Below are 24,031 nucleotides of genomic sequence, written 5' to 3' on the forward strand. Positions count from 1 at the left end.
ATGTTAAAACTTGCCCCCTCTATATTAGCTGCGGATTTCAAAAATCTTGGTCAGCAGGTAGCAGATGTGTCTTTGGCAGGAGCACAGTATATTCATCTGGATGTAATGGATGGGGCATTTGTACCCAGTATATCATTTGGAATGCCAGTAATAAGCAGCTTAAGAAGCTGTACAGACCGGGTTTTTGATGTTCATATGATGGTAGAGGATCCAGGACGCTATATCAGTGATATCAAGGCTGCCGGTGCAGATTTAATTTGTGTCCACGCGGAGGCCTGTATTCATCTGGACCGTACGGTCAATCAGATCAAGGAGGCTGGTCTAAAGGTGGGAGTTGCTCTTAATCCGGCTACTCCGTTATCCGTACTCGACTGTATCCTTCCTGAGCTCGATATGGTTCTTATTATGTCAGTAAATCCAGGCTTTGGGGGACAAAAATTCATTCCTTATACTCTTAATAAAATCCGGGATTTAAGAAACATCTGCAAGGAACGGGGACTTGATACAGATATACAGGTGGACGGCGGTGTTACCTGTGATAATGTGAGGGAACTGATTGATGCTGGCGCCAATGTTTTTGTTGCAGGCTCAGCCGTCTTTAAGGGCGATGCCGTAGCAAACACCAGAGACTTTTTGAAAATATTCGAGGAATATGAAGGGTGAAAGAAGAAATTACAGGATTGATCGTTACAGGGGGCCCCATTGACCATGGCTTTGCCCGGGAATTTATTAAGGACAGAACCTTTGACAAAATCATTGCTGTAGACCGGGGCTTAAATGCTGTCTTACATCTGGAGCTGATACCAGATGCCATTGTAGGAGATTTTGATTCCGCAGATGAACAGGTCTTAAATGAATTTAAAAGCAGGTCTCTTTCTACTGCCTGGGAGATTCACAAGCCGGAGAAAGATGAGACGGATACTGAGCTGGCAATCCATACAGCACTCCGTCTTGGCTGTACCAGGCTTATTCTTCTTGGAGCAACCGGCGGCCGCTTAGATCACTTCCTGGGGAATCTTCATCTTCTTTATTTCGCTTTAGAAAAAGGGATTGAAGCAGCTATCGTAGACGAAAAGAACTGGATTACCGTTACAGAGCATAGCCGAACCTTTGAACGGGATAAGATTTATGGAAAATATATTTCTTTTCTGCCCTTAAGTGAAGAGGTAACAGGCATTACCCTCACCGGTTTTAAGTATCCCCTTTACAAAAAAGACATCACCATCGGAACCAGTCTCTGTATCAGCAACGAACTGACCGGACCCGTTGGAAGGATGGAATTTGATTCCGGGATACTTGTATGTGTGGAATCTCATGACTAAGGAATCAATTATGGGATACATGGGGCTGATGTTCCATGGCCTGCCTGACATACAGACTTTATAACCGCGTCTTGACCAGTCTTATTTCACTCTTAGATTCTGGTTCAAGGCGTTTTTGTATTCTGTAAAACTTACTTACATTTTAATTGTTATCATAAAACGTTACAATCAGCCCTCTACAATAGACCGTAAATTTTATAGAAAAAGAAAACGAGTGGTATGGTTTAAAATATCAAAACTGGATATTTATATCACTCCACTTGCATGCTAAGATAGGGAACAACTAAAAGCAGCAAGGGAGGAATTGAAATGAACAGAGCCAATACCAGAATACATAAGGTAGCACTTACCGGTCTGTTTGCAGCCATGTCTTACGTTGTATTTACATTTCTGCAATTTAAAATCACGCTTCCGGGAGGGGATGCCACATCCATACATCTTGGAAATGCAGTATGTGTATTAGGAGCTCTTATCCTTGGCGGTCTTTATGGAGGCCTTGGTGGAGCTATTGGAATGACCATAGGGGATCTTTTTGATCCGGTCTACGTGATCTACGCACCAAAAACTTTTATATTAAAATTGTGCATCGGACTCATTACCGGCTTTCTGGCACATAAAGTTGGTAAAATTGGTGAGACTTCTGATAGAAAGCATATCTTTTTATGGACGGTCATCGCGGCCGTAGGAGGTCTGTTATTCAATGTTATTTTTGATCCTTTGGTTGGTTATTACTATAAACTCCTCATTCTTGGAAAGCCTGCCGCAGAGGTGTCACTGGTCTATAATATAGCCGCAACCTCCATTAACGCTGTGACTTCGACCATTGTATCCGTAGCAGTTTATATGCCGCTTCGCACTGCCCTGGCAAAATCAGGATTATTATCAAAACTCAAATAGGAGCTATTTATGACATCAGAAAAACATCAGAAAAAGATTGCTGTGATAAACGATTTATCCGGATACGGGCGCTGTTCTCTGACGGTGGTCATTCCCATCCTTTCGGCTTTAAAGATACAGTGCTGTCCGGTACCTACCTCCATTTTATCCAATCACACCGGGTTTCCGACTTATTTTTTTGATGACTATACAGAAAAGATGCCCCGGTATATTGAGGAATGGAAGAAACTTCACTTGTCCTTTGACGGAATATACAGCGGATTTCTTGGATCAGAAGCCCAGATTCAGATCGTCATTGATATGATAAAGGAATTTGGATCAAAGGAAGGCAAAGTAATCATTGATCCTATTATGGGAGATCACGGAAAAGCGTACCAGACCTATACCCCTGAGATGTGCAGCCGGATGAAAGAGCTTGTGGGATACGGCAATATCGTTACTCCCAATCTGACCGAGGCATGCATCCTCACTGGAAGGCAATACCAAAAGGAAGGCTTTCGCCGAAACGAGCTGATTCAGATGGCGGAAGAAATCAGAGAATTAGGACCTGATTCCGTTGTGATTACAGGAGTAAAGGAAGGCGGCTTCGTGACGAATGTTGTTCTGGAAGCGGATGGAACCCACCATTTTATAAGAACCCGGCATGTGGGGAATGAAAGGCCTGGAACCGGAGATGTATTCTCCAGTATTGTAGCCGCCTATGCCGTTCAGGGAGCCTCATTAAGAGCTGGCGTCAGAAAAGCGGCTGATTTTGTGAAAGCATGTATTTTAAAGTCAGACGAATTAAATGTTCCGGTTGAAAACGGAGTTTGTTTCGAAGAACTCCTTTCTTTGCTCATTCGACACAGATAATCAGGTGAAATAAGGGGAATTTTAGGAAAAGGGGCTTTTCTTTGCCCTTTTTTTGTAGTATAATCAACGGCAGATTATTATGTGGATCTGTTTCCGCAAAGAATATTGAAAAGAAACCAGGAGGAATACCATGTTAGATTTGAAGTTTGTAAGAGAAAATCCTGAAATTGTAAAGGAAAATATGAAAAAGAAGTTTCAGGACAGCAAGCTGCCATTGGTGGATGAAGTCATCGAACTGGATGAGCAAAACCGAACAGCGAAGCAGGAAGGGGATGCTCTAAGAGCAGAACGAAACAAACTTTCCAAACAGATCGGTGCCTTAATGGGACAGGGCAAGAAAGAGGAAGCAGAAGAGCTTAAGAAAAAAGTAACGGATGCTTCTGAGCATCTGGCATCTCTGGAAGAAAAGGAACGTGATTTTGAGGAAAAAATCAAAAAGATCATGATGACCATTCCTAACATCATTGATCCAAGTGTACCAATTGGAAAGGATGACAGTGAGAATGTAGAAGTTCAGCGTTACGGCGAACCAGTCGTTCCTGAATTTGAGATTCCTTACCATACAGACATTATGGAACGCTTTGACGGCATTGACCTTGACAGTGCAAGAAAAGTAGCAGGTAATGGTTTTTATTATTTAATGGGTGACATTGCAAGACTTCATTCCTCTGTAATTTCCTATGCAAGAGACTTTATGATCAACCGTGGATTCACCTACTGTGTTCCTCCTTTCATGATCCGCAGTGAAGTGGTGACTGGTGTTATGAGCTTTGCTGAGATGGATGCCATGATGTATAAGATTGAAGGCGAAGATTTATATCTCATTGGTACCAGCGAGCATTCCATGATCGGTAAATTTATTGATACCATTCTTCCAGAGGCAAAACTTCCTCAAACTCTTACCAGCTATTCTCCTTGCTTCCGTAAAGAAAAAGGAGCTCACGGTCTGGAAGAAAGAGGCGTATACCGAATCCACCAGTTCGAAAAGCAGGAGATGATCGTAGTCTGCAAGCCGGAAGAGAGCATGGGTTGGTATGAGAAGCTATGGCAGAATACCGTTGACTTATTCCGTACCCTTGATATTCCGGTAAGAACCTTAGAGTGCTGCTCTGGTGATCTTGCTGATTTAAAGGTAAAATCTGTGGATGTGGAAGCATGGTCTCCAAGACAGAAGAAATATTTTGAGGTGGGCAGCTGCTCTAACTTAGGAGACGCTCAGGCGAGAAGACTGAAAATCAGAGTCTCTGCTGAGGATGGAAACAAGTATTTCGCTCATACCTTAAACAATACAGTTGCAGCTCCTCCAAGAATGCTGATCGCATTTTTAGAGAACAATTTACAGGCCGATGGAAGTGTAAGAATTCCGGAAGCGTTACAGCCATATATGGGCGGTAATAAAGTAATTATGCCAAAATAATAGCCAGGTTACAGGGCTGTTGCAGAATGCTGATGAGAAAAATCAGAGCTTCATTTTGCAGCAGCCCTTATTAAAAAAGGAGGATCAATCATATGATTAAATTCAACCATTTTAACTTCAATGTATTAGATTTGGAAAAAAGCTTAAAATTTTACAAAGAGGCACTGGATCTTACCCCGGTGAGGGAGAAGGTAGCAGGGGATGGTTCCTTTAAGCTTGTATTTCTGGGAGATGGCAAAAGTGATTTCACCCTGGAGCTTACTTATCTGACAGACCGGAAGGAACCTTACAACTTAGGAGAATGTGAATTTCATCTTGCCTTTCATGTGGATGAATATGAGGAGCTCTATAAAAAGCATAAGGAAATGGGAATCATTTGCTTTGAAAATCCCGGCATGGGAATCTATTTTATCAGTGATCCCGACGGTTACTGGATTGAGATCGTTCCTGCCAGATAAGGAGATTGTCTGTGTATATTGATGTAAACGGAGTCACACTATATTATGAGGTTTCAGGAAGCGGGCCAGCCATTGTACTGGTTCATGGCAATGCCCAGGATCACCGGATCTTTCGGGAAACAGCCAATAAGCTAAGTCAGGATTATACCGTCTATCTTTTAGATTCAAGGTGCCATGGAAAAAGCAGCCGGGTGGAAACACTTGGTTATGAGGAGATGGCAGCGGATGTGGCGGAGTTTGCCAGGAAGCTGAATCTTAAAAACCCATATTTTTGCGGCTACAGCGACGGAGGAATTGTAGGTCTTTTACTTGGAATCCGGTATCCCGGCCTTTTTAAAAAGCTGATCCTATGCGGAGCCAATTCGGATCCCCGGGGAATGAAACGCTTGTGGCTTAAGCTGTTTGCATTTACAGAAAAGCTGACCTTTGATCACAGGAGACGCATGATTCAGACAGAGCCCCGGATCACAGCAAAAGAGCTTGGGAAAATTTCCGTACCAACTTTGATACTTGCCGGGCAATGGGATATGATAAAAGAATCCCATACCCGGTATCTTGCAAAAAAGATCCGCCACAGCTTTTTGCGGATTCTTCCCAGGGAAGGCCATGGAAGCTATATCGTCCACAGTGAGAAGCTTTATTATATTATAAAGAAATTTTTGGCATCTCCTCTTCGGCAGTGAATTACCGTTCCATCTTATAACAGGGTGTAAAGAAAAAACACTTGACACCCGTCAGAAATTATTGTATGATATCACAGGTGATGATATGGAAAAGATTGCAAGACAGGGATTGCTGTACGATTTCTATGGAGCGCTTTTGACGGAGCATCAAAGACATATCTATGAAGATGTGGTATTTTATGATCTGTCATTAAGTGAGATTGCAGAAGAACAGGGAATCAGCCGCCAGGGGGTACATGACCTCATTAAGCGGTGCAATAAGATTCTGGAAGGTTACGAAGAAAAGCTTCATCTTGTAGATAAGTTTGAACGCACAAAAAAACTGGCAATAGAAATCCAGAGCCTGACCAAAGAATTCTCTGAGAAAAGAGACATGGAACTGATCCATCGCATCAAAGAGATATCGGGCGAAATCATTGAGCTGGAAGCTCATTAGGAGGGCGTTAGATGGCTTTTGAAAGCTTATCCGATAAATTACAAAACGTATTTAAAAACTTAAGAGGCAAAGGACGTTTGTCTGAAGCCGACGTAAAAACAGCCCTTAAAGAAGTTAAGATGGCTTTACTGGAAGCTGACGTAAGCTTTAAGGTTGTAAAACAGTTTATCAGCGCTGTGCAGGAGCGGGCCATTGGACAAGATGTCCAGAACAGTCTGACTCCGGGGCAGATGGTAATAAAGATTGTAAACGAAGAATTGATTAACTTAATGGGTTCTGATACCACGGAGATTCAGTTAAAGCCGGCCAGTGATATGACCGTAATTTTAATGGCTGGTCTTCAGGGTGCCGGTAAAACCACGACAACTGCTAAAATTGCCGGTAAGCTAAAGGCAAAAGGCAGAAAACCTGTTCTCGTTGCTTGTGACGTATATCGTCCGGCCGCTATTAAGCAGCTGCAGATCAACGGAGAAAAACAGGGCGTGCCGGTATTCTCCATGGGTGAAAACCATAAGCCTGTTGATATCGCTAAGGCAGCCATTGCATCTGCAGCCAAGAATGACCAGAATGTAGTAATTCTTGATACGGCTGGACGTCTTCATATTGATGAAGACATGATGAATGAGCTTATTGAGATTAAAGAGGCCATAGACGTAGATCAGACGATTCTGGTAGTTGATGCCATGACTGGACAGGACGCGGTGAATGTTGCCGGAATGTTCAATGATAAGATTGGTATTGACGGTGTTATTGTCACTAAGCTTGATGGTGATACCAGAGGCGGAGCCACCCTTTCCATCCGTGCCGTAACCGGTAAGCCGGTGCTTTATGTAGGTATGGGAGAGAAGCTTTCCGATCTGGAACAGTTTTACCCCGACCGTATGGCGTCAAGAATCCTTGGTATGGGAGATATTCTTTCTCTCATTGAAAAGGCAGAAAGCCAGGTGGATGAAGAAAAAGCAAAAGAGTTATCCCAGAAGATCCGGAAAGCAGAGTTTGATTACAATGACTTTTTAGATCAGATGAGCCAGATCAAGAATATGGGCGGTATGGCCAGCATTATGAGCATGATGCCTGGTATGGGACAATTAAAAGACGTTGATTTTGACGAAAAAGCCATGGACCGTGTGGAAGCCATTATTCTTTCCATGACGACCAAGGAACGGACCACCCCTGAACTCATGAAGAATGCTTCCAGAAAGCAGCGGGTAGCAAAGGGTGCCGGAGTGGATATCAGTGAGGTAAACCGAATCGTCAAACAGTTTGACCAGATGAAAAAGATGATGAAGCAGCTTCCGGGAATGATGGGCGGCGGCAAGCGTCATGGAGGCGGATTACTTGGTAAACTGAAATTACCGTTTTAATATTACTTAGAGGTTAGCAAGGCAGATTCCTGCGTTCGCTATATATAGCTTTAAAATTTAGATTTAAGGAGGTGAATTTCACAATGGCAGTAAAAATGAGATTAAAAAGAATGGGTCAGAAAAAGGCTCCTTTTTATAGAATTGTAGTTGCAGATTCCAGATCTCCCAGAGATGGTAGATTTATCGAAGAAATTGGTTACTATGATCCTACCACAGAACCAAGCGTAATCAAGTTTGACGAAGAGAACGCTAAAAAGTGGTTGGCAACAGGTGCTCAGCCAACAGAAGTTGTAAGCAAGCTTTTAAAGATCGCCGGTATCCAGTAGTGAGAGGTGAAGCATATGAAAGAATTAGTAGAAGTAATTGCAAGAGCACTGGTTGATAATCCTGATCAGGTTGCTGTTACTGAGACTGTAAAGGATGATGAAATTGTCCTTGAGCTTACGGTTGCACCTTCCGATATGGGTAAGGTTATTGGCAAACAGGGTAGAATTGCAAAAGCGATTCGTTCTGTCATAAAAGCAGCAGCTTCCAAAGAAGACAAAAAGGTTACCGTAGAAATACAGTAATCATAAAAGACCGCCGACCTGTCGGGAAGACGGTCTTCTTTTGTTCTTTTAAAGAAGCATTTTAATTTCTTGAAATGAGCCGGGTAGCTATATCCGGTTTCTTTTGTATGATTTGGAGAGACAGATGGAAAATTTGTTGAGAGTCGGTGTAATTTCTTCTACCCATGGAGTAAAGGGAGAAGTAAAGGTTTTTCCAACCACAGATGACCCCGCCCGTTTTAAATCCTTAAAAAAGGTGATGTTAGATACAGGACGGGAGCACATGGATCTGGAAATACAGGGAGTAAAGTTTTTTAAGAATATGGTCATCCTTAAATTCAAAGGATTCGATTCCATTGATGAAATAGAAAAATATAAGGGCAAAGATCTGCTGATATCCAGAGACCAGGCGGTTAAACTCGGACCGGATGAGAATTTTATCATCGATCTCATCGGACTGCGTGTGGTGACTGAGGATGGAGCAGAACTTGGTACTTTGACGGATGTGATAAAAACAGGAGCCAATGATGTCTATGAAGTAAGAACCGGGGAAGGGAAAGATGTCCTGCTTCCTGCAATTAAGGAATGTGTTCTTGGGGTGGATATAGAAGAAGGAATCGTTACGGTCCACATCATGGACGGCCTTCTGGATTAAGGCAGAGGAGTAAAGCAAATGAATTATCATATATTGACCCTGTTTCCGGAAATGGTTTTAAACGGACTTCATACCAGCATCATCGGCAGAGCGGCAGAAAAAGGGCTGCTTTCCATAGAGGCCATTGATATCCGGGAATATTCTACGGACAAGCATCGCCATGTGGATGATTACCCTTACGGCGGCGGAGCAGGAATGGTCATGCAGCCCATGCCCATCTGTGACGCTTATGATGATCTGTGCGAAAAAATCGGTAAAAAGCCCCGTGTCATCTATATGACTCCCCAGGGGAAGGTCTTTAACCAGAAGATTGCAGAAGAGCTGGCAAGGGAAGATGATCTTGTTTTTCTCTGCGGCCATTACGAAGGCATTGATGAAAGGGCTCTGGAACTGATTGCTACGGATTATCTGTCCATTGGAGACTATGTGCTTACCGGTGGGGAGCTGCCTGCCATGGTTATGATTGATTGTATCTCCCGCCTGATTCCAGGAGTATTAAATAACGATACCTCAGCAGAATTTGAATCCTTTCACGATAACCTGCTAGAGTACCCCCAGTATACCCGTCCGGAAGAGTACAAGGGCTTAAAGGTTCCAGAGGTCCTTTTATCCGGTCACCATAAGAATATTGATGCCTGGAGAAGGGAACAATCCATTAAACGGACCCTTGAGCGCAGGCCCGATCTTTTACAGGGAGCAGCCCTCTCAAAAAAAGAGGCAGAATATTTAAAAAACCTTGTAAATGAGCGGGAAAACCGGGTATAATTTAAGAAAGAAAGGACTTGCAATCCATAGTCCTTTATGATAAAATACAAAATGTTGTGATGAAAAGGAGATGTTCCTCTGTTACGGATTTTTCGTATGAAGTATTAAGAACATCAAATAAAAATCAAGGAGGTTCACACAATGAACGAAATTATTAAGAATATCGAAGCAGCACAGTTAAAGCAGACCGTACCGGTTTTCCACGTTGGAGATACTGTTAAAGTATTTAACAAGATCAAAGAGGGAAGCCGTGAAAGAATCCAGATTTTCGAAGGAACCGTTATTAAGAGACAGAACGGCGGCGCTAGAGAAACATTTACCGTAAGAAAGAATTCTAACGGTATCGGCGTTGAGAAGACCTGGCCATTACATTCCCCTTCCGTAGACAACATTGAAGTTGTAAGAAAGGGTAAAGTAAGAAGAGCTAAACTATACTACTTAAGAGACAGAATCGGTAAAGCTGCTAAGGTTAAAGAATTAGTTAAATAATTCCGGAACAGGCGAGGGGGACAATGCAAATTGTCCCTTTCTTTAGTAGATGGGGTGTTTGGTATGGAATTTTATCACAGTGATGACAATAATAAGCTCCGTCATGTAATCAACTGGATTGTTGATATTGTTGTAGTAATCGCATTTGCATGGTTTCTGGTTTATTCTTTGGGAACGCAGATTGTAATTGCAGGGCATTCCATGTATCCCCTTCTTTCATCAGAGGATGTGGTGTTGATGGACCGTCTGGCTTATGATTTTGGACATCCCGGCAGATTTGACGTGGTGGTGTTTCAAAGAGAAGACCGTAAGATGAATGTAAAGCGGGTCATAGGATTGCCGGGTGAAACCGTGCAGATTAAAAATGAAGAGATCTACATTGATGGTGAGAAATTAAAACAACCGGCAGGTCTTGGCCGGGTATCTCTGGCTGGACTGGCGGAAAAACCAGTAAAGCTGGGAGAAGAAGAATACTTCCTGCTGGGAGATAACAGAGACAGCAGTGAAGACAGCCGATTTGCTAATATCGGTAATGTAAGCAGTGGTCAGATCCAGGGTAAGGTGTGGTTTCGGATGCTGCCGTTGGTAAAGATGGAATTAATTCGTTCGAAATAGAGGAATGTTATGAATATACAATGGTATCCAGGTCATATGACCAAAGCCAAAAGGGCTATGAAAGAAGACATCAAATTAATCGATCTGATTATTGAGCTGGTGGACGCAAGAGTTCCACTAAGCAGCAGAAATCCGGATATCGATGATTTGGGAGCTGGAAAGGCACGTATGGTCCTGCTTAATAAGTCAGATCTTGCAGATGAGCGCTATAACAATGCATGGACAGAATATTTTGAGGCTCAGGGTTTTCATGTAGTTAAGGTGAACTCAAAAAGCGGCTCTGGTCTTAAGCAGATTAACGGTGTGGTTCAGGAAGCTTGTAAGGAAAAGATAGAAAGAGACCGAAGAAGGGGAATATTAAACCGGCCGGTGCGTGCCATGGTTGTAGGAATCCCTAACGTAGGAAAGTCTACCTTTATTAATTCCTTTGCAGGAAAAGCTTGTGCAAAAACAGGAAATAAGCCGGGAGTTACTAAAGGCAACCAGTGGATCCGTTTGAATAAGAGTCTGGAGCTTCTTGATACTCCTGGAATCTTATGGCCAAGATTTGAGGATCAGCAGGTGGGAATCCGTCTTGCCCTCATTGGATCAATTAATGACCAGATTTTAAATAAAGACGAGCTGGCGATAGAGCTGATCCGTTTTTTAAAACGGGATTATCCCAATGTTCTTAAGGAACGGTTCGGAGTAGAAACGGAAGATGAGTATCAGATACTTGAGGAGGTGGCGAAAGCCAGAGCCTGCCTTCAAAAGGGTGGGGAATACGACTTGATCAAAGCCTCCAATATATTAATCGATGATTACAGAAACGGAAAGCTTGGACGCATGACCTTGGAATTTCCTATAAAAAAAGCAGAGTAAAATGCGGGCGGCTCTTTTTGGGCGGCCCTGTTTTTCCATTAAAAAGGCGGAGCAAAGAGAATGAGAGAATTAACAGAAGAAAAACTCTTAGCGGAACAGGAACGCTTAGAGAAGATGAAAGAGTACGAATACGGATATGAAGACCATGTGCTGCTCTGCGGCATTGATGAGGTAGGAAGAGGACCTCTTGCAGGCCCTGTTGTGGCAGGAGCCGTAATACTGCCAAGAGATTGTCAGATCCTATACTTAAACGATTCCAAGAAGCTTTCAGAAAAGAAGAGAGAAGCTCTGTTTTTGGAAATCAAAGAAAAGGCCGTGGCTTACGCCGTTGGAGTCATTGGTGCAGAGAAGGTGGATGAGATCAATATTCTACAGGCGACCTATGAAGCTATGAGGCAGGCAGTTGGGAAACTTGGAGTTGAACCCCAGGTGCTTCTAAATGATGCCGTTACCATTCCGGGCCTTCGAATGGAACAGGTTCCCATTATAAAAGGGGATGCAAAGAGCGTATCCATAGCAGCCGCCAGCGTGTTAGCAAAGGTAACAAGAGATCATATGATGGAAGAGTACGACACCTTATTCCCTCAATATGGCTTTGCAAAGCACAAAGGGTATGGCACAGCGGTTCATATCAGTGCACTGAAAGAATATGGTCCCTGCCCCATTCACCGCCGCAGTTTCATCAAGAACTTTACAGATTAGGGAGAGGCCATAGTTCATTGAAGAGCAACAGAGAAATCGGAACAGAATATGAAGTAGTCGCGGCCGACTATCTTCAAAAAGCCGGCTATGAAATACTGATACATAATTATAAAAATAAAATGGGAGAAATTGATCTCATAGCAAAGGACGGGAACCAGCTGGTATTCATTGAAGTGAAGTACCGGAAAAATCTTTCAAAGGGTGATCCGGCGGAAGCTGTTGATGGAAGAAAGCAGCTGCGAATCAGAAACGCTGCCAGAGGTTACTTGTACTTTAACCGTTACGGAGAGGACACACCCTGCAGATTTGATGTGGTAACCATATTAGGCGAAGAGATCCGGCTCATTAAAGATGCATTTTAATGGAGGAAGATAGATGAAAGATATGTGGAAACGTGCACGAGAAGGCAGCTATTTAAATTATAAGGTCTCAGAAGAAGTCCCTTACTTTTCATTCCCAATCCTGGAAGATACAGGTCTTGTAAAACAGGGCTTTTCCACGAAAATGGGAGGAGTCAGTGAGGGGAAGTACGCGACCATGAATTTCACCTATACCAGAGGTGATAATCCAGAGCATGTGACTGAAAACTACAGACGGATGGCAAAGGCACTTTCCGTTGATGTAGAAAAGATGGTGTTATCCTATCAGACCCATACCACCAATGTACGGCTTGTAACGGAAGCTGACGCTGGGAAAGGTATTTTCAAAGAAAGAGAATATAAGGATGTGGACGGGTTAATAACCAATGTTCCGGGAATTACACTTGTGACCTTTTACGCGGACTGTGTGCCCCTGTACTTCTTAGACCCGGTTCATAAAGCAATTGGCTTAAGCCATTCTGGCTGGAGAGGTACCGTGAACAGAATGGGAGAAGAGACCGTGAAAAGAATGGGAGAAGCGTTCCATTCCAGAGCAGAAGATATCATTGCGTGCATCGGTCCCAGTATTTGCAAAAACTGCTATGAGGTAGGAGTTGAAGTGATTCAGGAATTTCAAAAGGGATTTCATGAGAAATACTGGGAGGAGATTTATACTCCCAAAGAAAACGGGAAATACTGGCTGGATCTTTGGAAGGCAAACGAAATCATACTTTTGGAAGCTGGAATAAGGAAGGAAAATTTAGGAGTTACAGATATCTGTACCCATTGTAACTCAGATCATTTGTTTTCTCACCGGACTACAGGTAATGAGAGAGGGAATCTGGCGGCATTTCTTTCCCTTTCAGAATAAGAAAAGGCATTCAGGTTCAAAAAAACCTGGCTGCAGCGCTGGAAGTTTATCATTATCCAGGCGCTGCAGCCAGGTTTCGTTGATGTTATGCTTTATATTTTTTCAACAGATTCTGTATTTTTTCAGTGGAGCTTAATGCTGTGCTGATTGGAACATCATGATTTAAGGAGTTCACAATCGCAGCCATGTATTTGCTGATATCGGCTTCCACATACCATTCCCGGTCTAACAGCTCTGCCGGGCGATAGTTTAAGTTGGTGGTCACCACGCGGTCGATAAAGCCCTTGCTGTAATATTCATCAAATTTTTCAAGACCATTGGTAAAGAGTCCAAAGGTACAGCAAACAATTACTTTATCTGCTTTACGCTCTTTTAACTCTTTTGCTGTATCCAGCATACTTTCACCGGATGAAATCATATCATCCACGATCAGCACGGTTTTTCCTTCTACAGAAGCACCTAAGAATTCATGAGCAACAATCGGATTGCGTCCGCCTACTACTTTAGAGTAATCTCTTCTTTTATAGAACATACCCATATCAACACTTAAGTTGTTGGCAAGATAAACGGCACGATCCATAGCACCTTCATCAGGGCTGATGACCATCATGTTCTCTTTGTCAATCTTAAGATCCGGATACTGCTTTAATACTGCTTTGATAAACTGATAAGTAGGCATGAAATTGTCAAATCCACTTAATGGGATAGCGTTTTGAACTCTTGGATCATGAGCATCAAAGGTGATGATATTGCTGACTCCCATGTGAACAAGTTCTTCCAAAGCCATGGCACAGTCTAAAGATTCTCTCTTGGTTCTTTTGTGCTGACGGCTCTCATAAAGAAAGGGCATGATTACGCTGACTCTGTGTGCTGTTGCGCAGGATGCTCCCAGAATTCGCTTTAAATCCTGAAAATGATCATCTGGTGACATATGGTTGATATAACCATTGACTGTATAGGGTATACTATAATTTGTTACATCTACCATAGCAAAAACATCCGTTCCGCGAACAGATTCTTTGATAATTCCTTTTGCTTCTCCGCTGCCGAAGCGTGGACATTCGCAGTCAAGAAGATAGGAATTTACATCGTATCCGCGGTAGTGAAGATCAGCTTCACGGCGTTTTAATTCTTCGATGTCGTTTCTGCGGAAACCTACAATGTGGTCGTTTACTTTTTCAGCCAGTTCCCGGCAGCTTTCCAGTGCCGCAAGTTTTAAGGGCGCAACAGGCAGTTGGTCTTTAAATACATAATCATTTGCCATGATAAAGAATTCCTCCATAATGAATGAACAGCCAGCTTTTTATCTGCCTGTTTCTTATCTTACCCCTTTTATACCATTGATAGACAGAATGCGTCAATAGAAATTGTTGTATTTTCGTGAAAAAAACAAAAAACGCTTCCTTTACAAAGAGAGACAATCTTGTTATGATATATTAGTATAGCACTAGAAAGGGAAACAAATATGAGCAAAAGAGGACATATTATTAAAAAAGTCGATCCGGATTCCATTGCAGATCAGCTGGAATTAGTTCCTGGAGATGCCGTAATTTCTATAGACGGCAAGGAGCTGGAAGACATTTTTGATTATGAATATTATATAAATAATGAATCCATTCTTATGGTTGTCAGAAAAGAAAACGGGGAAGAATGGGAACTGGAAATAGAAAATCAATATGAGGATCTTGGAATCACATTTGAAAATGGCTTGATGAGTGAATATCGTACTTGTCGAAATAACTGTATTTTCTGTTTTATTGATCAGATGCCTCCTGGTATGAGAGAAACACTATACTTTAAGGATGACGATTCCAGACTGTCATTTCTTCAGGGAAATTATGTGACCCTTACCAACATGAGCGAGAAGGATATCAACAGAATTATTGAGTTTAAACTGGCTCCCATTAATATATCGGTTCATACCACCAATCCTGCGTTACGGTGCAAGATGCTTCATAACCGTTTTGCAGGAGAAGCTCTTTCAAAAATCAAACAGCTTTACGACGCCGGGATCCCAATGAATGGGCAGATTGTTCTATGTAAAGGCGTCAATGACGGAGAGGAGCTTGAGAGGACGATTAAGGACTTATCAGAGTACCTTCCTCACATGAAGAGCGTATCCATCGTCCCTGTAGGTGTATCCAAATTCCGTGACGGCTTATATCCCTTGGAACCATTAAACAGCGATGATGCAAGTAAGGTGATCGATACCGTAGAGAAGTGGCAAAAGAAGCTTTTTAAAGCTCATGGCAGCCACTTTATCCATGTCAGTGATGAATTTTATATTCTGGCGGGACGTTCCATGCCGGAAGAAGAACGATATGACGGTTACGTTCAGCTGGAAAATGGTGTGGGAATGACCAGACTTTTAGAAGAAGAGGTCACAGAAGCCTTAAATAAGCTGGAACAGGATAATATGGAAGAAGAGGTTGCCATTGCAACAGGAAAACTGGCTGCCCCGTATATTGAAGATCATGCAAAAAAAATCATGGAGAAATTTCCGGGGAGAAAGGTTCGTGTATATACCATTACCAATGTTTTTTTCGGGGAGCAGATAACAGTGGCAGGTCTGATTACCGGCCAGGACTTAATCAGTCAATTAAAGGATAAAAATCTTGGAAGCAGACTTCTGCTTCCGGAATGTATGTTCCGCAGTGGAGAAGAAGTATTTCTCGATGACCTGACACGGACCGATGTACAAAAAGCTTTACAAGTACAGGTAGATATTGTAAAATCAAGCGGTCAGGATTTAGTACAGGCTGTTTTGGGGCCGGTAAAAGAGAACGAAGCTTCTTATGACGGATACGAATTAAAGGAGATATTATATGAGTAAACCAATCGTTGCCATCGTAGGCCGACCGAATGTAGGAAAGTCTACGCTGTTTAATGTTTTAGCTGGCGATACCATTTCTATTGTAAAAGATACGCCAGGGGTCACCAGAGACAGAATCTATGCGGACTGCAGCTGGCTGGACCGAAATTTCACCCTGATCGATACAGGCGGTATTGAACCGGATAGCAAGGATATCATTCTGTCCCAGATGAGGGAGCAGGCGGAGATTGCCATTGCTACCGCCGATGTCATTGTATTTATCGTGGATGTGCGCCAGGGTCTTGTGGATTCCGACTCAAAGGTTGCAGATATGCTTAGAAAATCAAAAAAACCAGTGGTGCTTGCAGTTAATAAGGTAGACAGCTTCCAGAAGTTCGGCAATGATGTCTATGAGTTCTACAATCTGGGAATAGGTGATCCGGTTCCAGTATCTGCAGCTTCAAGACTTGGACTGGGAGAGCTTTTAGATGATATCATCAAGCATTTTGGTGAGGCAGAAGAGGGCGAGGATGAAGATGACCGCCCAAGAATTGCTATCGTTGGAAAGCCTAATGTAGGTAAATCTTCTATTATAAATCAGCTTCTGGGAGAAAACCGTGTTATTGTATCCAATATTGCCGGTACCACCAGAGATGCCGTGGATACGGAAATCGTTCACAATGGTACAGAATATGTATTCATTGATACCGCGGGATTAAGACGTAAGAGCAAGATTAAAGAGGAGCTGGAACGCTATAGCATTATCCGTACCGTATCGGCTGTAGAGCGTGCAGACGTGGTGGTCGTTGTAATTGATGCAGAGGAAGGCGTAACCGAGCAGGATGCCAAGATTGCAGGAATTGCCCATGACAGGGGAAAAGGTATTATTGTGGCCGTGAATAAATGGGATGCCATTGAAAAACATGACAAGACCATTTACGAATATACCAACAATATTAAAAACACCCTTTCCTTTATGCCTTATGCTGAATTCGCTTTTATTTCTGCAAAGACAGGGCAGAGAATGAATAAACTCTTCGAACTGATTGATATGGTTCGTGAGAACCAGACTTTAAGAGTCGCTACAGGAGTGTTAAATGAAATCATGACAGAGGCAGTAGCTCTTCAGCAGCCGCCGTCTGACAAAGGAAAGAGACTTAGACTTTATTATATCACCCAGGTTGCTGTTAAGCCGCCGACCTTTGTAATCTTTGTCAATGACAAGGAACTGACCCATTTCTCTTATACAAGATATATTGAAAATAGGATTCGGGAATCCTTTGGTTTTAAAGGAACATCCCTTAAAATTATTTATAGAGAAAGAAGCGGAAAGGAACAATAGTATGGAAAGAATTATCTGTCTTTTGGCTGGTTATTTATTTGGTCTGATACAGACCGGTTATCTTTATGGTAAAGCACATAAGATTGATATCCGTAACCATGGAAGCGGAAACTCCGGTACTACCAATGCCTTACGGGTCATGGGTGCAAAGGCAGGAGCAGTGGTATTTTTTGGAGATTTCTTAAAATCCCTGCTTCCCTGCCTCTTAATCCGGGTGATCTTCAAAGATAAACCAGAGCTGGTGTATTTGCTGATGATGTATACAGGTCTTGGAGTTATATTAGGCCACAACTATCCCTTTTATTTGAAATTTAAAGGGGGAAAGGGCATTGCGGCTACCGCTGGCTTAATTGTAGCTACCGATTTACGTATGACGCTTTTATGCTTCGTTGCCTTTTTGTCTATTGTAATCATTACCAGGTACGTTTCCTTAGGCTCACTGGTAGTGGCAGTGATACTTTTTACCTGGCTGGCTGCTTTTGCCACATTAGGGGCTTATGGAATCGATCAGGGGCTGCTTTTCGAGTTCTACATAATAACAGCTTTGATCAGCGGATTGGCGTTTTGGCGTCATCGGGCAAATATTGGACGTCTTGTCCGTGGTACAGAGAATAAAATCTCCCTAAACTTTGGAAAAAAATAAAATGAGGTGTAGGAAATGGCAAAAATTGGAATAATCGGATCGGGAAGCTGGGGTATTGCTTTGGCATCTCTTCTATATAATAATAAGCATGAGGTGACGGTTTGGTCGGCACTTCCAGAAGAGATTGTTGAGATGAAAACGACGAGGAGACATCATACTCTTCCAGAGCTGGTACTTCCAGAGGATATGGCCTTTACAGAGGACCTTGAAGAAGCCATGACTGGACGGGACATTCTGGTGACTGCGGTTCCTTCTATTTATGTCCGTTCCACAGCAAAAAAGATGAATCCGTACTGTCGGTATGGCCAGGTAGTTGTCAATGTTGCAAAAGGCATTGAAGAATCCACGCTTATGACCCTTTCAGAAATATTGGAAGAAGAGCTTCCCATGGCAGATGTGGCAGTCTTATCCGGCCCAAGCCATGCCGAAGAAGTGAGCAGAGGACTTCCAACCACTTGTGTGGCAGGTGCCCGTACCAGAAAGACAGCGGAATACATTCAGGGAATTTTTATGCATGAAGTGTTCCGGGTCTATACAAGCCCGGATATCCATGGAATAGAAATAGGCGGTTCTTTAAAAAATGTCATTGCACTTGCAGCCGGAATCGCTGACGGACTGGGGTATGGAGATAACACGAAAGCAGCTCTCATTACAAGAGGTATTACTGAGATTTCCAGACTTGGCACCTCCATGGGCGGTAAGTTCCAGACCTTCTGCGGACTTTCCGGCATTGGTGACCTGATTGTTACCTGTGCCAGCATGCACAGCAGAAACAGAAGAGCCGGTATTTTAATCGGTCAGGGAAAAACCATGGAAGAGGCAACAAAGGAAGTCAAGATGGTGGTAGAAGGTATTTACTCTGCCAAGGCTGCGCTTGCTCTCTCTGAAAAATACGAAGTTTCCATGCCCATTGTAGAACAGGTAAATGAAGTTTTATTTAACAATAAATCTGCTTCTGATGCGGTAAAAGATCTCATGCTTCGTGATAAGACAATCGAAAGTTCCGACCTCCCGTGGGAAGAATAATGGATACTGATTTTTTTTATATTTAAAATAAAAGCAGTTGACATTTTTTTAAAGCCATTTTATTATAAAGACTATGTATATATAGTCAGAGGAACTGTATATATCAAATCATTTCATGAGGAGGAATGGATTATGAAAAAATCTATGAAGAAGTTATTGAGCGTTACTATGGCAGTTGCCATGGCAGCCTCCCTGACTGCTTGTGGTGGACAATCTTCTGGTTCAGGTACTACTGGTGCAGATACGAAAGCATCAGAAGGCGCAAAGACAGAAGCACCAAAAGCATCTGGCGAAGGCACCATTAAAATTGGTGGCATCGGACCGATCACAGGGAGCACCGCAATCTATGGACAGGCTGTTATGAATGGTGCTGAGCTTGCAATTAATGAGATTAATGCAAACGGCGGTATCGGCGGCGCTCAGATCGAGTACAATTTCCAGGATGATGAGGGTGATACAGAGAAAGCTGTAAATGCTTACAATACCTTAAAAGACTGGGGAATGCAGGTATTAATGGGAACTGTTACATCTGCTCCTTGTATCGCTGTAGGCGCAGAGTCAAGCAATGACAATATGTTCCAGTTAACTCCATCCGGTTCTGCTGTAGACTGTACAAAGTTCGAGAATCAGTTCCGTGTATGCTTCTCAGACCCAAACCAAGGTTCCGCTTCAGCGCAGTACATCGGTGAAAACAAGCTGGCAACCAAGGTAGCAGTTATTTATGACAGCTCTGATGTTTATTCCACTGGTATTCATGATAAGTTCATTTCCGAAGCAGGAAACCAGGGAATTGAAATCGTAGCAGATGAAGCTTTTACTGCTGATAACAACACTAATTTCTCCGTACAGCTTCAGAAGGCACAGGATTCTGGTGCTGAGCTGGTATTCCTTCCAATTTACTATTCTCAGGCAGCTTTGATCCTTGCACAGGCAAAGCAGATGGGCTTTGAAACATCATTCTTTGGATGTGACGGTCTTGACGGTCTTTTAAACGTAGAGAACTTCGATACAACATTAGCAGAGAATGTAATGCTTCTGACACCATTCGCAGCTGACGCTAAGGATGAGTTAACCCAGAAGTTTGTAGCTTCCTACAAAGAGAAATACAAAGAGACACCAAACCAGTTTGCTGCTGATGCCTATGATGCAATTTATGCAATCAAGGCTGCTTCTGAAAAAGCAGGCGTGACTGCAGATATGGACGCTTCTACCATCTGTGACGGATTAAAGAAAGCCATGACTGAAATCACAATCAACGGTTTAACCGGAGAGAACATGAAATGGACTGCTGACGGTGAGCCTGATAAAGCTCCTAAGGCTGTTAAGATTGTAAATGGTGTTTATAACGCAATGTAATTTGGAAACAAATATCATTTGGTAAATGACCCAATGGAGGGTCGTCCAAGGGACGACCCTCTTTTTTAAAATAAACAACGAATGAGGTGCGTTGGTATGATGAGTTTCATATCCTATTTTATTAATGGTTTAAGCCTGGGCAGTGTCTATGCGATTATTGCTTTAGGATATACCATGGTATATGGCATTGCCAAGATGCTTAACTTTGCTCATGGTGATGTAATTATGATTGGAGGATACGTGGTGTTCACAGTCGTCAGCACAATGGGCTTAGGTCCTGTTGCAGGCGTACTCCTTGCGGTTATCTTATGTACTGTTTTAGGCGTGGTCATTGAGGGCGTCGCTTACCGCCCTTTGCGTATGGCAAGTCCTCTTGCAGTTTTGATTACAGCAATCGGTGTGAGCTACCTGCTTCAAAACATCGCACTGCTTGTTTTCGGATCCAATCCCAAGTCTTTTACTTCCGTAGTAACAATTCCTGCTCTTAAATTAGCAGGCGGAAAATTAACGATTTCCGGCGAAACCATAGTTACCATTATCAGCTGTGTTGTTATAATGATCTGCCTGACCACTTTTATTAAGAAGACAAAAGCAGGACAGGCGATGTTGGCAGTGTCAGAAGATAAGGGAGCCGCCCAGTTGATGGGTATTAACGTAGATGGTACCATTGCTCTTACCTTTGCCATTGGTTCTGCTTTGGCAGCGATTGCAGGAGCACTGTTATGTTCTGCATATCCAACCCTTACCCCATATACTGGTTCTATGCCAGGAATTAAGGCATTCGTAGCTGCGGTATTTGGAGGAATCGGTTCCATCCCGGGAGCACTTATCGGCGGACTTTTGCTGGGTATCATTGAGAATTTAAGCAAGGCTTATATTTCATCCCAGTTGTCTGATGCCATCGTATTTGGAGTTTTAATTGTTGTTCTTCTTGTGAAACCAACTGGTATCTTAGGCAAGAAGATAAGCGAGAAAGTATAGGTGGGATAAATGGATAAAAGTAATAAAACTAATTTTCGTCTGAGTAAAACATTAAAAAGCAATATCATCACCTATGGATTAGTGATCGTTGCCTTTATCATTGTCCAGATGCTTGTAAACGCTGGGCAGGTAAGCAGTCTCATGAAAGGGCTTTTAGTACCTCTGTGTATTTATACCATACTTGCTATTTCCCTGAATCTGACTGTTGGTATTCTTGGAGAACTGAGTCTTGGACATGCTGGTTTTATGTGCGTTGGTGCATTTTCCAGTGCCATTTTTTCTATTTCCATGTTAGAGACTATCCCAAATGCCGGTTTTCGCTTTTTTCTGGCCATCCTGATTGGTGCAGCCTCAGCTGCAGTGGCTGGAATTATTGTTGGAATCCCGGTTTTAAGACTTCGCGGCGACTACCTGGCTATTGTTACTCTTGCTTTTGGTGAGATTATCAAGAATGTAGTTAACGTTATTTTTATTGGTAAGGACTCTAACGGCTTACATTTTTCCATGAAAAATGCTATGGCACTAAATATGGAAAAAGATGGTAAGATGATTTTAAATGGTGCCCAGGGAATCACCGGAACGCCAAAGAACGCTACGTTCCTGATTGGTGTGCTTCTCATTCTGGTCACTCTTTTTATCGTGCTGAACTTAATCCATTCCAGATCAGGACGTGCCATTATGTCAGTGCGTGACAACCGGATTGCGGCTGAATCCATTGGTATTAATATAACAAAGTATAAGCTTATGGCATTTACCATCTCTGCTTCCTTAGCAGGTGTGGCAGGAGTGCTTTATTCTCACAATTTATCCTCCCTTACTGCAACACAGAAGAATTTTGGCTACAACCAGTCCATTATGATTCTTGTATTTGTGGTTCTTGGAGGAATTGGTAATATCCGTGGATCTATGATCGCGGCAGTGATACTGACTCTGCTCCCAGAGCTGTTAAGAGGCTTAAATACGTACCGTATGCTGATTTACGCCATCATCCTGATTTTCATGATGATTTTCAACTGGAGTCCTAAGCTTATTGACTTAAGAAAACGTATTTTTCATAAGAGCAGGACAGAAAGAGAGAGGGTGTAACCATGGCTTTGCTTGAAATCAAAAATCTTGGAATCTCCTTCGGTGGCTTGCGTGCCGTAGATAATTTTAGTATTACCATAGAAAAAGGGCAGTTATATGGTCTGATCGGCCCAAATGGTGCGGGTAAAACCACCATTTTCAACCTGTTGACAGGCGTATATAAACCTAATGCAGGTACCATTCTTCTTGATGGGGAAAACATTACCGGCAAAAAGACAATGGAGATTAATAATGCTGGAATCGCAAGAACGTTCCAGAATATCCGTTTGTTTAAAGAATTGACTGTACTGGATAACGTGAAGACAGGACTTCATAACCGCCATTCTTATTCTACATTAACCGGCATCCTTCGACTGCCAAAGTATTACAAAGTGGAAAAGGAAATGGATGAAAAAGCAATTGAGCTTTTAAAAGTATTTGATCTGGATCAGGAAAAAGATATTCTTGCCTCTAATCTGCCTTACGGTAAACAGAGAAAGCTGGAAATTGCCCGTGCCCTTGCCACTGGCCCCAAGCTTTTACTGCTTGACGAGCCTGCGGCAGGTATGAACCCTAATGAGACCAAAGAGCTTATGGACACCATCCGGTTTGTTCGTGACAATTTTGATATGACGATTCTGTTAATTGAACATGATATGAAGCTTGTCTCCGGCATCTGCGAGAAGCTGACTGTTTTAAATTTCGGTCAGGTACTGATCCAGGGCGGCACTGCAGATGTATTAAATGACCCTGAAGTCATCAAGGCATATTTGGGCGAATAAGGAGGCTTAAGACATGGCAATACTTGAAGTGAAAAATCTGGAAGTATACTATGGCGTAATCAAAGCGCTGAAAGGTATTTCCTTTGATGTAAACGAAGGAGAGATCGTGGCCTTAATCGGCGCCAACGGTGCGGGAAAAACCACAACTCTTCATACCATAACCGGTCTTTTAAAATCAGCTTCCGGCAGTATACAGTTTGACGGCAATGACATCACCCGTATCAGAGGAGATAAAATTGTTGGAATGGGAATGGCCCATGTACCGGAAGGAAGGCGTGTATTCGCAGCATTAAGTGTATATGAGAACTTAAAGCTGGGTGCTTACACCAGACGGGATAAGAACGAAATTGAAGAAACTCTTCAGATGATCTATAAGCGCTTTCCAAGGCTTTTAGAGAGAAAGAATCAGCCTGCCGGAACCTTAAGCGGCGGTGAACAGCAGATGTTAGCTATGGGACGTGCTCTCATGAGCCATCCTAAGGTCATCGTTCTTGATGAACCTTCTATGGGACTTTCTCCTCTCTATGTAAGTGAGATTTTTGATATCATTCAGGAGATCAATAAATCAGGTACCACTGTATTGCTGGTAGAGCAAAATGCGAAAAAAGCATTATCCATTGCAAACAGAGCTTACGTGTTGGAAACAGGAGACATTGTATTAAGCGGAGATGCAAACGAGCTTATGAATAATGATTCTGTGAAAAAAGCTTATTTAAGTGAATAATAAAAA

29 protein-coding genes are annotated in these 24,031 nt (G+C 42.7%); 28 read left to right on the plus strand and 1 reads right to left on the minus strand.

The window, feature by feature from the left end:
* The 19 genes from rpe to pgeF all read left to right on the plus strand — a co-directional run bounded on the left by rpe (nucleotide 1) and on the right by pgeF (nucleotide 13,294).
* Nucleotides 1-663: a ribulose-phosphate 3-epimerase gene (gene rpe / locus T546_RS0108570; RefSeq protein WP_026891256.1), complete on the plus strand. Its 663-nt coding sequence runs from the start codon at nucleotides 1-3 to the stop codon at nucleotides 661-663.
* Nucleotides 660-1,322: a thiamine diphosphokinase gene (locus T546_RS0108575; protein ID WP_026891257.1), complete on the plus strand. Its 663-nt coding sequence runs from the start codon at nucleotides 660-662 to the stop codon at nucleotides 1,320-1,322. Before rpe ends, T546_RS0108575 begins: the two co-directional genes overlap by 4 nt.
* Nucleotides 1,323-1,631: 309 nt before the next feature.
* A complete protein-coding gene (locus T546_RS0108580; protein ID WP_026891258.1) occupies nucleotides 1,632-2,219 on the plus strand; it encodes an ECF transporter S component in 588 nt (195 codons plus the stop codon).
* Between the two features lie 9 nt (nucleotides 2,220-2,228).
* Nucleotides 2,229-3,071: a pyridoxamine kinase gene (locus T546_RS0108585; RefSeq protein ID WP_026891259.1), complete on the plus strand. Its 843-nt coding sequence runs from the start codon at nucleotides 2,229-2,231 to the stop codon at nucleotides 3,069-3,071.
* Between the two features lie 130 nt (nucleotides 3,072-3,201).
* Nucleotides 3,202-4,488 (plus strand): serine--tRNA ligase, encoded by a 1,287-nt coding sequence (serS, locus tag T546_RS0108590; RefSeq protein ID WP_026891260.1) that lies wholly within the window; start codon nucleotides 3,202-3,204, stop codon nucleotides 4,486-4,488.
* 92 nt (nucleotides 4,489-4,580) lie between these two features.
* The gene (locus T546_RS0108595; protein WP_026891261.1) at nucleotides 4,581-4,946 is read left to right on the plus strand and encodes a VOC family protein; all 366 of its coding nucleotides are present in this window, start codon (nucleotides 4,581-4,583) and stop codon (nucleotides 4,944-4,946) included.
* A gap of 11 nt (nucleotides 4,947-4,957) precedes the next feature.
* Nucleotides 4,958-5,629 (plus strand): alpha/beta fold hydrolase, encoded by a 672-nt coding sequence (locus T546_RS0108600; RefSeq protein ID WP_026891262.1) that lies wholly within the window; start codon nucleotides 4,958-4,960, stop codon nucleotides 5,627-5,629.
* Between the two features lie 85 nt (nucleotides 5,630-5,714).
* Nucleotides 5,715-6,065, plus strand: a complete 351-nt coding sequence (gene ylxM / locus T546_RS0108605) for a YlxM family DNA-binding protein (protein WP_026891263.1) — start codon at nucleotides 5,715-5,717, stop codon at nucleotides 6,063-6,065.
* 11 nt (nucleotides 6,066-6,076) lie between these two features.
* On the plus strand, nucleotides 6,077-7,429 hold the full coding sequence (ffh, locus tag T546_RS0108610) for a signal recognition particle protein (RefSeq protein ID WP_026891264.1): 1,353 nt from the start codon (nucleotides 6,077-6,079) through the stop codon (nucleotides 7,427-7,429).
* A gap of 83 nt (nucleotides 7,430-7,512) precedes the next feature.
* The gene (gene rpsP / locus T546_RS0108615) at nucleotides 7,513-7,755 is read left to right on the plus strand and encodes a 30S ribosomal protein S16 (protein WP_024835977.1); all 243 of its coding nucleotides are present in this window, start codon (nucleotides 7,513-7,515) and stop codon (nucleotides 7,753-7,755) included.
* 15 nt (nucleotides 7,756-7,770) lie between these two features.
* Nucleotides 7,771-7,998 (plus strand): KH domain-containing protein, encoded by a 228-nt coding sequence (locus T546_RS0108620; protein ID WP_024835976.1) that lies wholly within the window; start codon nucleotides 7,771-7,773, stop codon nucleotides 7,996-7,998.
* 124 nt (nucleotides 7,999-8,122) lie between these two features.
* On the plus strand, nucleotides 8,123-8,632 hold the full coding sequence (rimM, locus tag T546_RS0108625) for a ribosome maturation factor RimM (protein ID WP_026891265.1): 510 nt from the start codon (nucleotides 8,123-8,125) through the stop codon (nucleotides 8,630-8,632).
* 18 nt (nucleotides 8,633-8,650) lie between these two features.
* The gene (gene trmD, locus T546_RS0108630; protein ID WP_026891266.1) at nucleotides 8,651-9,397 is read left to right on the plus strand and encodes a tRNA (guanosine(37)-N1)-methyltransferase TrmD; all 747 of its coding nucleotides are present in this window, start codon (nucleotides 8,651-8,653) and stop codon (nucleotides 9,395-9,397) included.
* A 141-nt stretch (nucleotides 9,398-9,538) separates the two neighbouring features.
* On the plus strand, nucleotides 9,539-9,886 hold the full coding sequence (rplS, locus tag T546_RS0108635) for a 50S ribosomal protein L19 (protein ID WP_026891267.1): 348 nt from the start codon (nucleotides 9,539-9,541) through the stop codon (nucleotides 9,884-9,886).
* A gap of 63 nt (nucleotides 9,887-9,949) precedes the next feature.
* Complete coding sequence (lepB, locus tag T546_RS0108640; RefSeq protein WP_026891268.1) at nucleotides 9,950-10,501, plus strand: signal peptidase I; 552 nt, start codon at nucleotides 9,950-9,952, stop codon at nucleotides 10,499-10,501.
* A 9-nt stretch (nucleotides 10,502-10,510) separates the two neighbouring features.
* A complete protein-coding gene (gene ylqF, locus T546_RS0108645) occupies nucleotides 10,511-11,362 on the plus strand; it encodes a ribosome biogenesis GTPase YlqF (RefSeq protein WP_026891269.1) in 852 nt (283 codons plus the stop codon).
* Between the two features lie 60 nt (nucleotides 11,363-11,422).
* Nucleotides 11,423-12,064 carry a ribonuclease HII gene (locus T546_RS0108650; protein WP_026891270.1) on the plus strand — a complete coding sequence of 214 codons (642 nt, stop codon included), beginning with the start codon at nucleotides 11,423-11,425 and terminating at the stop codon, nucleotides 12,062-12,064.
* Between the two features lie 17 nt (nucleotides 12,065-12,081).
* Entirely contained in the window at nucleotides 12,082-12,426 is a 345-nt protein-coding gene (locus tag T546_RS0108655; protein WP_026891271.1) for a YraN family protein, read from the plus strand.
* Nucleotides 12,427-12,448: 22 nt separating this feature from the next.
* Nucleotides 12,449-13,294 (plus strand): peptidoglycan editing factor PgeF, encoded by an 846-nt coding sequence (pgeF, locus tag T546_RS0108660; RefSeq protein ID WP_026891272.1) that lies wholly within the window; start codon nucleotides 12,449-12,451, stop codon nucleotides 13,292-13,294.
* An 85-nt stretch (nucleotides 13,295-13,379) separates the two neighbouring features.
* On the opposite strand, the gene T546_RS0108665 is transcribed toward pgeF, so the two are convergent.
* A complete protein-coding gene (locus T546_RS0108665) occupies nucleotides 13,380-14,558 on the minus strand; it encodes a ribose-phosphate pyrophosphokinase (RefSeq protein ID WP_026891273.1) in 1,179 nt (392 codons plus the stop codon).
* 201 nt (nucleotides 14,559-14,759) lie between these two features.
* Here T546_RS0108665 and T546_RS0108670 point away from each other — a divergent pair, with 201 nt between their 5' ends.
* From T546_RS0108670 to T546_RS0108710, 9 genes are all read left to right on the plus strand, one after another.
* Nucleotides 14,760-16,127 (plus strand): radical SAM protein, encoded by a 1,368-nt coding sequence (locus T546_RS0108670; protein ID WP_026891274.1) that lies wholly within the window; start codon nucleotides 14,760-14,762, stop codon nucleotides 16,125-16,127.
* Entirely contained in the window at nucleotides 16,120-17,448 is a 1,329-nt protein-coding gene (der, locus tag T546_RS0108675; protein WP_026891275.1) for a ribosome biogenesis GTPase Der, read from the plus strand. The genes T546_RS0108670 and der overlap by 8 nt, the downstream gene beginning before the upstream one ends.
* A 1-nt stretch (nucleotide 17,449) precedes the next feature.
* Nucleotides 17,450-18,091: a glycerol-3-phosphate 1-O-acyltransferase PlsY gene (gene plsY / locus T546_RS0108680; RefSeq protein ID WP_026891276.1), complete on the plus strand. Its 642-nt coding sequence runs from the start codon at nucleotides 17,450-17,452 to the stop codon at nucleotides 18,089-18,091.
* A 15-nt stretch (nucleotides 18,092-18,106) separates the two neighbouring features.
* A complete protein-coding gene (locus tag T546_RS0108685; RefSeq protein WP_026891277.1) occupies nucleotides 18,107-19,117 on the plus strand; it encodes an NAD(P)H-dependent glycerol-3-phosphate dehydrogenase in 1,011 nt (336 codons plus the stop codon).
* A 132-nt stretch (nucleotides 19,118-19,249) separates the two neighbouring features.
* A complete protein-coding gene (locus tag T546_RS0108690; RefSeq protein ID WP_026891278.1) occupies nucleotides 19,250-20,473 on the plus strand; it encodes an ABC transporter substrate-binding protein in 1,224 nt (407 codons plus the stop codon).
* 99 nt (nucleotides 20,474-20,572) lie between these two features.
* Nucleotides 20,573-21,454: a branched-chain amino acid ABC transporter permease gene (locus tag T546_RS0108695; RefSeq protein ID WP_026891279.1), complete on the plus strand. Its 882-nt coding sequence runs from the start codon at nucleotides 20,573-20,575 to the stop codon at nucleotides 21,452-21,454.
* Nucleotides 21,455-21,463: 9 nt separating this feature from the next.
* Nucleotides 21,464-22,540: a branched-chain amino acid ABC transporter permease gene (locus T546_RS0108700; protein ID WP_026891280.1), complete on the plus strand. Its 1,077-nt coding sequence runs from the start codon at nucleotides 21,464-21,466 to the stop codon at nucleotides 22,538-22,540.
* Nucleotides 22,541-22,542: 2 nt separating this feature from the next.
* Nucleotides 22,543-23,301 (plus strand): ABC transporter ATP-binding protein, encoded by a 759-nt coding sequence (locus T546_RS0108705; protein ID WP_024835959.1) that lies wholly within the window; start codon nucleotides 22,543-22,545, stop codon nucleotides 23,299-23,301.
* Nucleotides 23,302-23,314: 13 nt separating this feature from the next.
* On the plus strand, nucleotides 23,315-24,025 hold the full coding sequence (locus T546_RS0108710) for an ABC transporter ATP-binding protein (RefSeq protein ID WP_026891281.1): 711 nt from the start codon (nucleotides 23,315-23,317) through the stop codon (nucleotides 24,023-24,025).
* Nucleotides 24,026-24,031: the final 6 nt, after the last annotated feature.

This window comes from [Clostridium] aerotolerans DSM 5434 (genome assembly GCF_000687555.1).
Taxonomy (GTDB): Bacteria; Bacillota; Clostridia; order Lachnospirales; family Lachnospiraceae; genus Lacrimispora; species Lacrimispora aerotolerans.

Bases quoted from the DNA above. Each gene is read 5' to 3' on its own strand.
- rpe (WP_026891256.1), top strand. From the start codon at position 1: ATGTTAAAACTTGCCCCCTCTATATTAGCTGCGGATTTCAAAAATCTT.
- T546_RS0108580 (WP_026891258.1), top strand. From the start codon at position 1,632: ATGAACAGAGCCAATACCAGAATACATAAGGTAGCACTTACCGGTCTG.
- T546_RS0108585 (WP_026891259.1), top strand. From the start codon at position 2,229: ATGACATCAGAAAAACATCAGAAAAAGATTGCTGTGATAAACGATTTA.
- serS (WP_026891260.1), top strand. From the start codon at position 3,202: ATGTTAGATTTGAAGTTTGTAAGAGAAAATCCTGAAATTGTAAAGGAA.
- T546_RS0108595 (WP_026891261.1), top strand. From the start codon at position 4,581: ATGATTAAATTCAACCATTTTAACTTCAATGTATTAGATTTGGAAAAA.
- ylxM (WP_026891263.1), top strand. From the start codon at position 5,715: ATGGAAAAGATTGCAAGACAGGGATTGCTGTACGATTTCTATGGAGCG.
- ffh (WP_026891264.1), top strand. From the start codon at position 6,077: ATGGCTTTTGAAAGCTTATCCGATAAATTACAAAACGTATTTAAAAAC.
- rpsP (WP_024835977.1), top strand. From the start codon at position 7,513: ATGGCAGTAAAAATGAGATTAAAAAGAATGGGTCAGAAAAAGGCTCCT.
- T546_RS0108620 (WP_024835976.1), top strand. From the start codon at position 7,771: ATGAAAGAATTAGTAGAAGTAATTGCAAGAGCACTGGTTGATAATCCT.
- rimM (WP_026891265.1), top strand. From the start codon at position 8,123: ATGGAAAATTTGTTGAGAGTCGGTGTAATTTCTTCTACCCATGGAGTA.
- trmD (WP_026891266.1), top strand. From the start codon at position 8,651: ATGAATTATCATATATTGACCCTGTTTCCGGAAATGGTTTTAAACGGA.
- rplS (WP_026891267.1), top strand. From the start codon at position 9,539: ATGAACGAAATTATTAAGAATATCGAAGCAGCACAGTTAAAGCAGACC.
- lepB (WP_026891268.1), top strand. From the start codon at position 9,950: ATGGAATTTTATCACAGTGATGACAATAATAAGCTCCGTCATGTAATC.
- ylqF (WP_026891269.1), top strand. From the start codon at position 10,511: ATGAATATACAATGGTATCCAGGTCATATGACCAAAGCCAAAAGGGCT.
- T546_RS0108650 (WP_026891270.1), top strand. From the start codon at position 11,423: ATGAGAGAATTAACAGAAGAAAAACTCTTAGCGGAACAGGAACGCTTA.
- pgeF (WP_026891272.1), top strand. From the start codon at position 12,449: ATGTGGAAACGTGCACGAGAAGGCAGCTATTTAAATTATAAGGTCTCA.
- T546_RS0108665 (WP_026891273.1), bottom strand. From the start codon at position 14,558: ATGGCAAATGATTATGTATTTAAAGACCAACTGCCTGTTGCGCCCTTA.
- T546_RS0108670 (WP_026891274.1), top strand. From the start codon at position 14,760: ATGAGCAAAAGAGGACATATTATTAAAAAAGTCGATCCGGATTCCATT.
- der (WP_026891275.1), top strand. From the start codon at position 16,120: ATGAGTAAACCAATCGTTGCCATCGTAGGCCGACCGAATGTAGGAAAG.
- plsY (WP_026891276.1), top strand. From the start codon at position 17,450: ATGGAAAGAATTATCTGTCTTTTGGCTGGTTATTTATTTGGTCTGATA.
- T546_RS0108685 (WP_026891277.1), top strand. From the start codon at position 18,107: ATGGCAAAAATTGGAATAATCGGATCGGGAAGCTGGGGTATTGCTTTG.
- T546_RS0108690 (WP_026891278.1), top strand. From the start codon at position 19,250: ATGAAAAAATCTATGAAGAAGTTATTGAGCGTTACTATGGCAGTTGCC.
- T546_RS0108695 (WP_026891279.1), top strand. From the start codon at position 20,573: ATGAGTTTCATATCCTATTTTATTAATGGTTTAAGCCTGGGCAGTGTC.
- T546_RS0108700 (WP_026891280.1), top strand. From the start codon at position 21,464: ATGGATAAAAGTAATAAAACTAATTTTCGTCTGAGTAAAACATTAAAA.
- T546_RS0108705 (WP_024835959.1), top strand. From the start codon at position 22,543: ATGGCTTTGCTTGAAATCAAAAATCTTGGAATCTCCTTCGGTGGCTTG.
- T546_RS0108710 (WP_026891281.1), top strand. From the start codon at position 23,315: ATGGCAATACTTGAAGTGAAAAATCTGGAAGTATACTATGGCGTAATC.